Origin of the sequence: Comamonas testosteroni ATCC 11996 (assembly GCF_000241525.1) — a bacterium.
GTDB classification, from domain to species: domain Bacteria; phylum Pseudomonadota; class Gammaproteobacteria; order Burkholderiales; family Burkholderiaceae_C; genus Comamonas; species Comamonas testosteroni.
Window position 1 is genome coordinate 1 of record NZ_AHIL01000021.1, and the last position, 11,885, is coordinate 11,885.

General features: G+C 49.6%; 12 protein-coding genes, 3 pseudogenes and 1 riboswitch. Of the genes and pseudogenes, 5 read left to right on the top strand and 10 right to left on the bottom strand.

Annotated elements, in window-relative coordinates:
* The coding region (locus CTATCC11996_RS26200; protein ID WP_211098343.1) for a hypothetical protein at window positions 1-204 on the top strand (204 nt) is incomplete at its 5' end.
* A gap of 8 nt (window positions 205-212) precedes the next feature.
* A riboswitch (yybP-ykoY riboswitch) is annotated at window positions 213-377 on the top strand.
* A 19-nt stretch (window positions 378-396) separates the two neighbouring features.
* Window positions 397-952 (top strand): annotated as a pseudogene (locus tag CTATCC11996_RS08435) (manganese efflux pump MntP).
* Between the two features lie 696 nt (window positions 953-1,648).
* Here the strand turns inward: CTATCC11996_RS08435 and CTATCC11996_RS24880 are convergent.
* The 6 genes from CTATCC11996_RS24880 to CTATCC11996_RS08455 all read right to left on the bottom strand — a co-directional run bounded on the left by CTATCC11996_RS24880 (window position 1,649) and on the right by CTATCC11996_RS08455 (window position 6,021).
* On the bottom strand, window positions 1,649-2,050 hold the full coding sequence (locus tag CTATCC11996_RS24880) for a diacylglycerol kinase (protein WP_003069797.1): 402 nt from the start codon (window positions 2,048-2,050) through the stop codon (window positions 1,649-1,651).
* Entirely contained in the window at window positions 2,019-2,768 is a 750-nt protein-coding gene (locus CTATCC11996_RS08440) for a phosphatase PAP2 family protein (RefSeq protein ID WP_223305787.1), read from the bottom strand. The genes CTATCC11996_RS24880 and CTATCC11996_RS08440 overlap by 32 nt, the downstream gene beginning before the upstream one ends.
* A gap of 133 nt (window positions 2,769-2,901) precedes the next feature.
* Complete coding sequence (gene flgB, locus CTATCC11996_RS08445) at window positions 2,902-3,285, bottom strand: flagellar basal body rod protein FlgB (RefSeq protein WP_003069800.1); 384 nt, start codon at window positions 3,283-3,285, stop codon at window positions 2,902-2,904.
* Window positions 3,286-3,467: 182 nt separating this feature from the next.
* On the bottom strand, window positions 3,468-3,620 hold the full coding sequence (locus CTATCC11996_RS26520) for a double zinc ribbon domain-containing protein (protein ID WP_223305788.1): 153 nt from the start codon (window positions 3,618-3,620) through the stop codon (window positions 3,468-3,470).
* A complete protein-coding gene (locus tag CTATCC11996_RS08450) occupies window positions 3,548-3,730 on the bottom strand; it encodes a hypothetical protein (protein ID WP_003069802.1) in 183 nt (60 codons plus the stop codon). Before CTATCC11996_RS08450 ends, CTATCC11996_RS26520 begins: the two co-directional genes overlap by 73 nt.
* A 59-nt stretch (window positions 3,731-3,789) precedes the next feature.
* Window positions 3,790-6,021: a heavy metal translocating P-type ATPase gene (locus tag CTATCC11996_RS08455; RefSeq protein WP_003069804.1), complete on the bottom strand. Its 2,232-nt coding sequence runs from the start codon at window positions 6,019-6,021 to the stop codon at window positions 3,790-3,792.
* A 77-nt stretch (window positions 6,022-6,098) separates the two neighbouring features.
* Here CTATCC11996_RS08455 and CTATCC11996_RS24885 point away from each other — a divergent pair, with 77 nt between their 5' ends.
* Complete coding sequence (locus CTATCC11996_RS24885; RefSeq protein ID WP_003075108.1) at window positions 6,099-6,545, top strand: Cd(II)/Pb(II)-responsive transcriptional regulator; 447 nt, start codon at window positions 6,099-6,101, stop codon at window positions 6,543-6,545.
* 66 nt (window positions 6,546-6,611) lie between these two features.
* On the opposite strand, the gene CTATCC11996_RS24890 is transcribed toward CTATCC11996_RS24885, so the two are convergent.
* Window positions 6,612-7,013, bottom strand: coding sequence for a CzcE family metal-binding protein (locus CTATCC11996_RS24890; RefSeq protein WP_003075109.1), 402 nt, complete (start codon window positions 7,011-7,013; stop codon window positions 6,612-6,614).
* Window positions 7,014-7,264: 251 nt separating this feature from the next.
* On the opposite strand from CTATCC11996_RS24890, the gene CTATCC11996_RS26205 reads away from it, so the two are divergent.
* Entirely contained in the window at window positions 7,265-9,025 is a 1,761-nt protein-coding gene (locus tag CTATCC11996_RS26205; protein ID WP_224648099.1) for a phosphoethanolamine transferase, read from the top strand.
* A 22-nt stretch (window positions 9,026-9,047) separates the two neighbouring features.
* Here the strand turns inward: CTATCC11996_RS26205 and CTATCC11996_RS08460 are convergent.
* A pseudogene (locus CTATCC11996_RS08460) lies at window positions 9,048-9,487 on the bottom strand (transposase); the annotation flags it as partial.
* 130 nt (window positions 9,488-9,617) lie between these two features.
* Here CTATCC11996_RS08460 and CTATCC11996_RS24900 point away from each other — a divergent pair.
* Window positions 9,618-10,678, top strand: a pseudogene (locus CTATCC11996_RS24900) (IS110 family RNA-guided transposase).
* A 309-nt stretch (window positions 10,679-10,987) separates the two neighbouring features.
* Here CTATCC11996_RS24900 and CTATCC11996_RS08470 read toward each other — a convergent pair.
* Window positions 10,988-11,326, bottom strand: a complete 339-nt coding sequence (locus CTATCC11996_RS08470; protein WP_003067087.1) for a copper-binding protein — start codon at window positions 11,324-11,326, stop codon at window positions 10,988-10,990.
* A 23-nt stretch (window positions 11,327-11,349) separates the two neighbouring features.
* Window positions 11,350-11,885 (bottom strand): efflux RND transporter permease subunit (locus CTATCC11996_RS08475; protein ID WP_003075111.1); only part of this gene is annotated, 536 nt, incomplete at its 5' end.

Below are 11,885 nucleotides of genomic sequence, written 5' to 3' on the forward strand. Positions count from 1 at the left end.
CCACCTCCTGGTAGTCCAAGTTTTTGTCCGCATCCCCGGCGGGTCAGTTTTGAGTGGAAATCAACAGGGGAGTGCATGGACAGCCCTAATGGCGGTATCGACGTAGCTTTCTTGCTAGAGGCCAGCGCTTTGAAAATGCGAGCCATTTCTAAAGCCCAGAACTCAAAAAAGGCTATGTTCCTCAAGCATTTTGATCGCTTGTAAACTTTAGTCCCCCTTGGGGAGTAGCCTGCTTCCACCCTGGAAGCGCATGCGTCAACATACTCGGCATTCAATTTGCTGTGGCGTATGCATCCGTTCTTCGGTTGGCGAGACCATAGGCATTTCATCGCGACGAGCTCGGGCCGCGGTGAGATGCCGTTGTGCTCATGCCCGACCGTTAAGAATGAATTCCCCATGAATGCCGCTTCTATCTTGCTCCTGGCCTTTGCCATGTCCACCGATGCCTTTGCCGCAGCCGTCGGCAAAGGTTCTGCGCTACTCAAACCGCGCTGGGACTGGCGCCATCTTCGGTGTCATCGAAGCCATCACACCCTTGGTAGGTTGGGCGCTGGGCTATGCGGCTTCAGATTACGTCAAGGCCTGGGACCACTGGATCGCCTTTGTGCTGCTTCTGGTGCTAGGTGGAAGAATGTTGATCGGGGCAATCAAAGTGCCTGATGGTGAAGAGCCCAGCAAACCTGCACGACATGGCTTCTGGCTATTAGTTGCAACTGGATTTGCAACAAGCATTGATGCCATGGACGTGGGCGTAGGACTTGCTTTTCTGGACGTAAGCATCGCCACCGTTGCTCTCGCTATCGGCTTCGCAACATTCGCAATGGTGACGTTGGGCGTGATGGTCGGGCGTGTACTGGGGAATATTGCTGGGCGCTGGGCCGAAGCCATCGGCGGTGTCCTGCTGATCGGTATTGGCTCGATCATTTTGTACGAACATTTAGTCGCTATCTAATTCAATTGATTGAGATTTAGATGCCGGCTTCAGTTCGAGTGGGGTCGGCCACTCAGTACAGTCAGAGTAGGCAGTGAGCTAGGGCAGGAGCGGTCCACTTTTGCCCTTGCCAGTAGTATCTTCCTTGCCTACAACTGGCTCCGCTTCTGTTTGGAGCAGAGCAAATTCAGCACAGATATGAAGGCTCGGACCCTTTGTGGCACAGAGGAGTACAGCCACAAGTAGAAAGGTTCGGTAGAGCCGCTTCGGCCAGCGTGACCGGCACCAAGCCTACACCGGCGGGCATCCACTGCGCCCACAGGTGCGATCACGCCAAGCCCAAGTTTCTCAGGCGCGGCACATGCTTCAAACACTCAAGGGGACCTCTGGTCAGTCAGTTCAAAACCACCGGGAGGAGCGATACATATGGCGAAGCTCATCGCAGGCATTGCAAACTTTGCATCGAATTAAAGCTCTGCTGCTCAGTGCAGGATCACCTTCATCGGTCTTTCCGTCACGGGCAACACGATGCCACGGCAAAAAGCAGCCGGCCTCACCGCGCGCAGAAATCCGTGAAATCTTCGTGAGGCATGAGCGGACATATTGGACGCTTTGCCCGACGAACAAGAGTTGGCATCACCCTGTAAGCGTGAAGACGCATGTTAAGCGATGCATGAGGTGCATCCCTGTAATGTATTCCAGCTGTTAGGCAGAAAATTAAATAAAGTTTTTATAAATTAAAGAAGACCAGATTATCAGACAAAAAATAATTGTCATTAATACGGAAGCACTTCCCAAATCTTTGGCTTTCCTGGAAAGTTCGTGATATTGAAGTCCTACTCTATCTATTGCGGACTCTATCGCAGAATTAATTACCTCAACTATCATCAAAAACCAGATACAAGAGATCAGGAGCAATTTTTCCATCATAGATCTCCCAATCAATTGAGCCAATGGAAGCGAAATCACAAATAATATTACCTCAAGGCGGAATGCAGGCTCTAGCCACGCATCTTTTATGCCTGACCATGAGTATTTTGATGCATGCCAGACTCTAGAAAATCCTTTTCTATTCTTTTGAATATTATTAAAGATGTTGGATTTTGAGTTGTTTTTCATTTTTAACAGTATATTTCTTGATACTAAAGAATATAAACAAAAGAGTGGCGATCAACCAACAAATGAGAATCGTGACAATGTCATGAGAAATGAAATGGGCTCCTCTCAATTGTTGAGAGATACCAAATGTCAATCCAACCATAATGCCGCACAGCAATCCTAACCATCGATACTTAGGGATGATCATCTTAAAGAAGAAATATAAACCAACCCAGGCATAGCCAGCGCTCGCATGACCAGCCGGAAAGCATTTTCCGCTCCCCATCTCTTGAGGCCTGTGTTCGAAAAGACCAATAAAAGGGCGATCGCCACCAAATTGATTTAAGTTCCACGGGCAATCCATATTTGTCAATACCTTAAGAAGGCTCACCAAAATTACACTGACCAAACTGGATAAAATCAGGTAAAGCAATGGGGACCGCCATTTTTTCCGCTGTTCAGATTTGGAGGCAAGTACAAATATATATAGTGCAATGATCACAACGATTGCTAGGGTGCTCAGATGCTTCCCACCCTTATGAAGCAATTTGTTTGTAACCCAATGATCATTCAAAGACCATTCATAACCCTGCAGGGCATATATTTTCTCGGCAAAGAAAAAGTCCCCTCCAAGATACATGAAATAATAAAAAATTAGCGCCAGGAAAGTAATCGGAATCAGTAAGTGATTTACAAAGAATTCTCTATTTATATTATTTGGCATCTTCCAGCTTGTCACTTTTTGAAAATATTCATTATTTCAACCAACGAAATAGTTGGCAACTACTTTGTCGCGAATTTTATTCTTCTACTACCAGAATTAAAAAAAGAGCGCAAATAAATGCGCTCTATGAATGACCAACTAAATAAAATTAAACTAATTTCGACAGCATTTGCCCCATCTCTACATATTCATCGACAGCTTGATTCATAGCGAATTGTGTACGAATAGCATTAGCTGTAAATGATGCCCTCTCTTGATCGAGATCAACCGTATTTCTATCCATTGCATTCTGAGAGACAGGGCGAAATGCAATCTGAGGATCAATTGATGTTGGAGCAATGTTCCCAAGGTGGGACTTATTCGTAGACTGCACTGTCAGCATTTGCCTTTGCGTCTCTTCAAGCGCAGCCTTGAAGTCTATATCTTTCGCTTGGTATCCAGGAGTGTCAGCATTCGCAATATTGCTTGCTAATACTTCCATCCTCTTAACTCTAAGATATAGAGCGGCATCCTCGAATCTAAGAGAATCCATAGGATTTTTCTAGTAAATTTCGAAGCTTCAATGGTAGCGAAGTTGTCCTCTCAGCAAGATTACATTTTTGACACTATTCAGCCATTTACATGGTCTGAAGATTACATTTCTGACACCTTCTTGTAATCTGAGATCTCAGGAGAACAGAGATCACCCAGCCGATCATCTGCTCTCCCTAAGTTCTAAGCAGACTTTCCGCAGTTTGAGCAAAAACGCGATCCAAGCGCCATCTGCACGCCGCATGCGTTGCAGGCCTGGGGGGCTAGGCCGCTTCCGCACTGTTGACAGAACCGTGCTTGGGGAGAGCTTTGAGTTCGGCAGTTAGGACAAATGATCCCACCGGACACTCCTGGATCGTTGTAGGAGGCGGGTGTCCGTTTTTGATGATGACCATTCCCATGATGATCGCCACCAGATCGGTGATGGCCTCCGAGTAGGCGTTCAAAAAAGCTCATAACTATCCTCACAATTCAAGCTAGTGCACACGAAAACTCTCTGTCGAATTCAGGACTTGGGCACTTTTCCAAGCAGCCTTAGCCCATTGACTACAACTAGGAGACTTGCCCCCATATCTGCGAATACCGCCATCCACATGGATGCATTCCCGAACACTGCCAAGACTAGAAATACGGCCTTGATGCCAAGAGCAAGAGTGATGTTTTGCCAAAGGATCGCATGGGTGGATCGAGACAGCTTCACTGTCTCAGCAATCCTTCGCAAGTCATCATTCATCACGACGACGTCGGCTGCTTCCATAGCGGTATCTGTACCGGCGGCACCCATGGCAACCCCGACGTCTGCTTGGGCCAGCGCTGGGGCATCATTGATACCGTCGCCCGTCATTGCTGTGAGTCCATATTGGCCCTGGAGCGTTTTGATGGCAGCTAGCTTGTCCTCCGGCAACAAGTTTCCTCGTGCTTGCTCGATACCAGCTTCACTGGCTACTGAAGAGGCGGTGGCTTGGTTATCTCCAGTCAGCATGACTGGGGTGATACCAAGCGCTTTCAATTCAGATATAGCTTCACGAGAGGAGCCCTTAATCGTGTCGGCAACTGCAAACAGTGCGATGACTCGTTCCGGGTCGGCAAGCAATGTGACAGTACGGCCGGATTCTTCATGCCGCTTGAGCGTGGCTTCAAGCTCTGAGGAGCATTGGCCACGTTCCTCAATCAAGCGATGATTCCCTAGTACATAGACTGTTCCACTCAGTTCGGCCTGCACACCTCGTCCAGCAAGTGCCGTGAAGTTCTGAATGTCTGCGTTGTTAGGCTTCAGGCCCGCTGCGATGGCGCGCGACACAGGATGATCTGAGTGGCCAGCGAGAGCTGCTGCCACCGACTCCGCGGTATCAAGGCTGCTCGCGGCATCAACCAACGACCAGTCCACAAGGCGCGGCTTGCCCTCGGTAATTGTTCCGGTCTTGTCCAGCGCGATTGCCTTAAGCTTGCGCGCCTCTTCCAGATAGATACCGCCTTTGATCAAAATACCACGGCGGGCTGCTGCCGCTAAGCCGCTCACAATCGTCACTGGTGTGGAAATTACGAGTGCGCAGGGGCAAGCAATAACTAGCAGAACCAGTGCCTTATAGACGGCCTGCATCCACGTCCAGCCGAGTAGCCAGGGGCCTACCAATGCTACGACGACGGCGATAACGAAAATTGCAGGTGTGTAAATTGCAGCAAATCGATCAACGAACCCCTGAGTAGGCGCTCGAGTCGCTTGTGCTTGCTCAACGGCATGAATAATCCTCGCCAACGTCGAGTTGGAGGCCAATGCAGTAACTTCAAACTCAAAGGTTCCAGACTCGTTGATGGTGCCTGCAAACACTGGGTCACCCGCCGCCTTGTCAACGGGGATACTTTCACCAGTTACGGGGGCCTGGTTGATGCTCGTTTGTCCTGTCTGAACGACTCCATCCATAGGAACGCGCTCACCTGGCTTGACTCGCAGCGTCGAGCCCACTGCGATTTGTGCAACTGCGACGGTTAGCCAACTACCGTCACTTTGGAGAACCGATGCTTGGTCCGGAGCCATCGCAAGCAACCCCTGAATGGCATTGCGGGCCCGATCGACTGCTCTCGCCTCGATTGCCTCGGCGATGGCATACAACGCCATCACCATCGCCGCTTCAGGCCATTGACCGATGACGAACGCACCAGTCACTGCAACAGTCATTAATGCATTGATGTTCAGCTTGCCACGACGAAGTGCTCCAAACCCTTTTTTATAGACGTCAAAGCCCGCAAGCCAAATCGCAATCGCGGCGACCGCAAAGCCGGCGACTTTCCAAGCCATGGTTTCTGGCGCGAAGTAGCCGACACCTTCAGCAGCGATAGCAAGAGCAAGCGCCGCGACCAACTTTGGAGTTGTGCCACGCACAAGCTCATTGTCGTGGCTGTCGCCGGCCGCATGGCTTGAGTCCGCAGTGTTCGATGAGATCAGCTTTGGCTCAAAGCCAGCTTCAGTGATTGCCAACAATGCGGCAGCAAGGGCATCAGTGTCCGCATCAATTTTGAGAGTTCTCTGCGAGAGCTGGAATCTGAGTCCCCGGATACCTGCAATTGGTTCAAGTGCACGACGTATCTCAGCTTCCTCGCCAGCGCAATCCATCGTTGGAATGCGGTACGTTAGCCCTCGATCCAACGGAGTTGCCTCCACGCTCGGGATGGTGTGTGAGCTACAGCAATCCGTGGTGGCGGTACTAAGCATGTTGTCATCAATGTTTGGGGGCTTCATACTCGATCTCCTGTTGACCATGTGGCAATTAAAAACCTTTTAGTTGGTATAGAGTCAACTCATTTCGAACTGGGTCTATGAAGATTGGTGAACTGGCTGAGGTCGCTGGTACGGCGGTTGAGACCATTCACTTTTATGAACGCGAGAAACTGCTGCCTTCGGCTGCTACAGCTGAAAACAACTACCGTGTTTACTCGACGGACCACATAGACCAACTTGCCTTCATTCGATGCTGCCGATCGCTGAATATGACACTTGATGAAGTACGTTCTTTGCTCTCGCTACGGGAGTCATCTGCGAAGGACTGTGCAGAGGTCAATGCGCTCTTGCACACACACATAGAACATGTCAATCATCGCATCCAGGATCTGAGTGTTCTCGTTGCTGAACTTCAGACGATTCGTGCAAGCTACAGAGCTTCACAGGCACTTTCTGAATGCGGAGTTCTTTCTAGGCTGATGTCAGGTTCCACGACAAGCTGCGGGTCTCCTCGTCCCCAGCGCCATATCTACGGCGCGCACTAGGAAGCCATGCGCTGACAAATTGACCAGACGCTCATGGCTTTCTATTGTTGTGCACACGGGTAGCAATCAATGGCGCTCGAGCTCATTTTTCGCAACGTAGATCTTTAGCGTGCTACCTGCAAACGCTGCAGGTGCGATCTTCGACAGGTCGACGGGCCTATGACCCATCACATCAAATTTCCAGATGAACTGTTCCTTGCCGTTGGTGAACTCGACCGTCTCTCCACATACAAGATTGAGATATTGAGTGCTTCGTGTTGTGTCTACAACGCGTGAGACCTGAGACTCAGCACCTGCTCGTCCAAAAGTTCTGTCTGCAGTACGTGTGGTCGAGCTGGTACTTTCGAAGGACTTTGTAGTCGCGCTTTCCGATGGACCCAAGACGCCACTTTCATTTGCAGATGCAGACATTGAAACGGTGGCGCAGGACAGCACGATTGAAGCCAGAAATACGAGATTAGTTTTCATGATAAAGATTCCTTGATCAATTACTTGAAGAACGTCTGAGTGCTTTTCTACCCAGACACATCAAATATATAGATAGGTACTTTACGCAATATTGTCTGCAAAATTATATTTTTGTAATCCACAGCTAAAATTAACCTGATTACTAAAATGTAATCTGAATGTCAGATTTCTGTCGGTATTGCACACATAGAGTTCTGTGCCCCTATTCCAAATCGAATTTCGATATTTCCATTAGGGTTAATAGGATTTCTATGAGCGCACCAGCATCCGAAGATAATCTTAAATCTCACCGGTCAAGAATAGCATTATTTTTTCAAAAATCTACCGATCGCCATAAGCTATGGGTAACTATTATTGCTCTGCTTGCGATGCAAGTTGTTTTTGCATCTCTAGGATATGAAGGCAGAAAAATATTACAGATAAGCGTCCTACTTCTACCGACTCTATTATTATTACTGATTCCAATCAATAACTCTAGATTAAATCTAATTAGAGCATTTCTTGTTTGGAGTTTTGTTCTTGTATTTTTATTAGACTCAGCCGTCCGAGCGCATCTCATCTCAATGTATGCTGCTGCGCCAGATAGTACGATGGTGGTAAGTGCACTTGCTAACACAAATACATCGGAAATTGGAGGCTATATCTCCACACACATCCGTGATTTCAGTGGATCTAGCATTATTTTATTTATTTCAGCGGGTGTTGCTTTCTGGTTATCTTTAAAAGGGGCAAGAAAAAGAACGAAGGTCTCGAAGATTGAGCTGATTGCTTTATCCATCATCATTCTAATATCTACCGTTTCATACATCAGCAAACCATGGAGAAGAATAAACCCTCTGATTTTTTGGTCTAGTTTAGCTGAATCCGTAGAGATTACGAAAGAAAGCTGGGCAGCATATGGGAAGGAGCGTACCTTAGCTCAAAGGTTGGCGAAAAATGAGACTCCTACAATTTCCAGGAAAGATAAATCCACCGTGGTTCTTATTATTTCTGAAAGCATAAATCGAGATAACATGCGCATTTATGGCTACGAAAGAAATACGACGCCGATGCTCGAAAAGCTTCAAAAAGATATGGGCGATAGATTTCTCGTTATCCGTAACTCATGGTCCACGGAAGCAACTACTATTCCTGCCATTGATAGCATGATGAACTTCACAACTGCTGAAACAGATAAGAGGCTAAACATAATTGCTCTCGCAAAAGAAGCAGGATATAAAACTTGGTGGATAAGCAATCATGATGATATTGCAATTACGCAAAAGCATGCAGCAATGGCCGATGTGGTTTCCATGGAAAATAATAAACCAGGTAGATCTAGTAATTCACTTGATGAGATTTTATTGCCATCATATGAGAATTCCCTTAAAGATTCACACCCTCGGAAATTGATTGTTTTACATATGCTGGGGGCTCATCCTCATTATCGTCTGCGATACCCGGAAAAGCAGCCTATATTTTCCGATGATGAAGTATCAAAAATAATGTCTGCGGCTGAACGTTCAATGTGGGTTCAGAAATTTAGAAATGACTACGATTCAGCTGTTGTTTATCAAGACAGGGTAGTTGCATCTGTCTTTGAAAAATTAAGAGGTTCCCCATCCAGTGCAGATGACTATAAGTCCATTATTTACGTATCAGATCACGGACAAGAAGTTGGACATCAAACAAATAAAGTTGGTCACAGTCCAAGTACAGCATCCGGTTATAAAATACCCACAATAATTTGGACATCGACTGGAACTGATGTTGCTTCTAAAATTATATCTGATAGACCATTTAGAGCTGACTGGCTCGCTTGGACCATGTCGGATCTAATGGCATTAAGATGGAATAGTTACGAGCCATCTCGAAGTATTATCAACCCAAGCTATAGCTGGGTTAGCCCAAGCTTACCTATAAAAGACCCAATAACTGGGGCGTTGTTGCACATATCAGCCCCAGGCCAGATTTCCCCAACCCCAGGCGTGGCTAGGCCACAGCCACCGTCTGCGGGCAGCCCAGTTCAGTAAACCGATTGGGGATGACGGCTCGAATGTGCAGTTCGGCAACTTGGCGGCGACACTCTGGCCCATGCTTTTTGCACTTCCACTCGGCTTCGTCCAGGAACTTGATGTCCGTGGAGTCGACCAGTAGGCGCAGGCCGGCGGAGCTGGACCGGTAAGACTGCGTTGGCGGTTGCACAACGTGCTGAAGTCGGGAACTGGTCACAGCAGTCCAGACAACGCCAGTAGTGTCAGAACAAAGCATGTGGTCTGCCGCAAGGTCAATCCAAAGAGGTTTGATGGTCAGGCCGTACTGGATGGCCGCATCGGAGAACTTCGGGCTGTGCCCGCGTTTGCCGCTGGCAGCTGCAAACCAGCCATGCCCTTGTCCAGCCAGATGGTCGGTGAGCCCCGCGCTTTGAGCGCTGCGTTGTATTGCTTCCAGTTGGTGGTGCGATAGCGGGGTTTGGACGACGGGGACTGACACATCGCACGAGGCTACCTAACCTTAGCCGGCAATTTGAATACGAAGGACTTCCCGCCATCTTGGTCTGCTGGATACGCAGTGTCACGTTGGATCGGCAAGCCAATTTCTTCGTCATTCATCAGGAGTCGTGCCATGCAAAACATCGTCCGTGTTGGGGTAGATCTCGCAAAGAATGTGCTGCAGGCCCATGCAGTCAATGCTCAAGGGAGGATGGTCACTAACCGGGCCATCCAGCGCAGCAAGTTCTTGGCATGGTGTGCGCAATTACCTGCAGGGTGCCTGATGGTCATGGAGGCTTGCGGTGGTGCGCACCACTGGTGTTCGGCAGTTGCTGCGCATGGACTTGGATGCACGCATGATGGCAGCAGCATTGGTTGCACCCTATCGCTTGCAGGGCAAGAGCGGAAACAAAATGCCAATTATGCCGCTGCCATTTGCGAGGCAGCCAGCCGTCCTCAGATGCGCCTTGTTCCCGTTAAGACTTCAGAGCAGCAGGGCATACTATGTGTGCATCAGCCGCGCGAAGGGTCAATGAGGAACGCACAGCATGCATCAAACGTATTCGAGAAATGCTCGCCGAGTTTGGCATCGTCCTGCCGCAAAGCCCCAGAGGCTTGCGCACCTATTTGCACGATATCTTGGAAGATGCGAGCAATGACCTCGCAGGCGCAGCCCGCATTGCGCTACAGCGTGCACTCATGCATTGACAAGAGCTCGATGAACATCTTCACTGGTGTGAGCAGCGTATTACAGCTCACTGTGAAGAAGATGCCCAGGTGCAGCGAGCTGCCGCCATCAAGGGCTTGGGATCACTCACTGCATTAGCGATGGTCGGCGACTTCAAGCAGTTTAGGAAGGGTGCACAGTTTGCCGCCTGGCTTGGGTTGACGCCCAGACAGAATTCCAGCGGAGGCAAATCCAACCTCGGAGCCATCACCAAGCGAGGCGATAGTTACCTGCGCACTTTGCTGGTGTAAGGAGCCAAGGCCGTAGTGCTGACCGGCAAACACAACCTCGACCCTATCTCCCAATCGGTAATGGCCTTGAGGCCGCGCAGTGGCTGGCAAAAGGCCGCCGTGGCTTTAGCCAACAAAAATGCACGCATCCTGTGGGCGCTCATGACACAGGAGCGCACCTGTAACGCAGGCCATGCCAGCGAACGCCCTAGACCACCCATTTCTGCCGTTGCCTGAGGCAAGCACTTCAACATGCCAGACGTGAAATCAAAGATGCAATGAACAGGTTAGATCAGCAGCAGGCAAGCTCGGTTGTTGCATTGTGAGTCGCAATACGTCACGAGATTTGAATAGCACCCTGCTGCGCGGTTTGTTTCAGGGGGCGCACACCTCGTGCCTAACACCGTCTGTAGATGTGCAGTCTGTTTCTCGTTTCAAGCACCTTGATCGTCTTGGCAGTCAGGTTAGTCAAAAGTTACTGATCAGCGCTTGCGTTGACGGGAAGTCCCTGTAGTGCAACAACGCCAATGACAGTCCCTTCTTCTATCAATGGTTCGGTTTCAATTCCGTGACCATAGCTTTGCCATTGATCGACTCTGCTTGGAACTTCACCTTATCGCCAACCTTTAAGCCGTCGAGCATCTTCTTATCGGATACCTCGAAGCCCATGGTCATGGCCGGCATCGCCAGGTTCGGAATATCTCCGTGACGCAGGACGACAAGGTTCTTTTGGATGTCAACCTTGCGGACTTCACCATCAACTAAGGGCATGGTGGAAGCTGATGCACTTGCAGCTGGCTTCTTTGGCATTTTCACGTCCTGAGCATGGACTGTTGTGAACGCTGCACATGTGAGGGCTGCGGCAAGTAAGTGAGTTGTTTTCATGGGTCTTTCTTTCAAAAAAATGGTTATGAAGCCTCGACTGAGGACGCTTTAAGGTTCGGAGAGTGGTGTTTAGTGATGGGGCGCTTCCGATGGATCAAGTACCAGGCAGCGGGGATGACAAGCATGCTCAATAGCGGGGCCGTGACCATCCCGCCGACCATGGGAGCAGCGATGCGGGTCATGACTTCAGAGCCGGTGCCATGTCCGATCAGGATGGGCAATAAGCCCGCCATAACCACGGCAACAGTCATGGCCTTCGGCCGCACGCGCATGACGGCGCCCTCGCGAATGGCGGCCAGTAGCGTCTCTTCATTGTCCGGCTCGCCTGCGGCCAGATGCTGTTTCCAGGCGTTCTGCAGGTAGACGAGCATCACGACGCCAAACTCGGTGGCAACGCCGGCCAGGGCAATGAACCCCACGGCAGAGGCCACCGACACCGCGTGACCGAGCGCCCAGATGAACCAGAACCCACCGACCAGCGAGAATGGAACCGCTGCCATGACCAATGCGGCATCGCCTCCACTGCGAAACAGGACGTAGAGCAGCATGAAGATGACGG

What these genes read in the sequence shown, in the direction of transcription:
- CTATCC11996_RS24890 (WP_003075109.1), bottom strand. Translation starts at nt 7,013, where the DNA reads ATGAAAACTAATCTCGTATTTCTGGCTTCAATCGTGCTGTCCTGCGCC.
- CTATCC11996_RS08470 (WP_003067087.1), bottom strand. Translation starts at nt 11,326, where the DNA reads ATGAAAACAACTCACTTACTTGCCGCAGCCCTCACATGTGCAGCGTTC.
- CTATCC11996_RS24880 (WP_003069797.1), bottom strand. Translation starts at nt 2,050, where the DNA reads ATGAAAAACAACTCAAAATCCAACATCTTTAATAATATTCAAAAGAAT.
- CTATCC11996_RS26205 (WP_224648099.1), top strand. Translation starts at nt 7,265, where the DNA reads ATGAGCGCACCAGCATCCGAAGATAATCTTAAATCTCACCGGTCAAGA.
- CTATCC11996_RS08455 (WP_003069804.1), bottom strand. Translation starts at nt 6,021, where the DNA reads ATGAAGCCCCCAAACATTGATGACAACATGCTTAGTACCGCCACCACG.
- CTATCC11996_RS24885 (WP_003075108.1), top strand. Translation starts at nt 6,099, where the DNA reads ATGAAGATTGGTGAACTGGCTGAGGTCGCTGGTACGGCGGTTGAGACC.
- flgB (WP_003069800.1), bottom strand. Translation starts at nt 3,285, where the DNA reads ATGGATTCTCTTAGATTCGAGGATGCCGCTCTATATCTTAGAGTTAAG.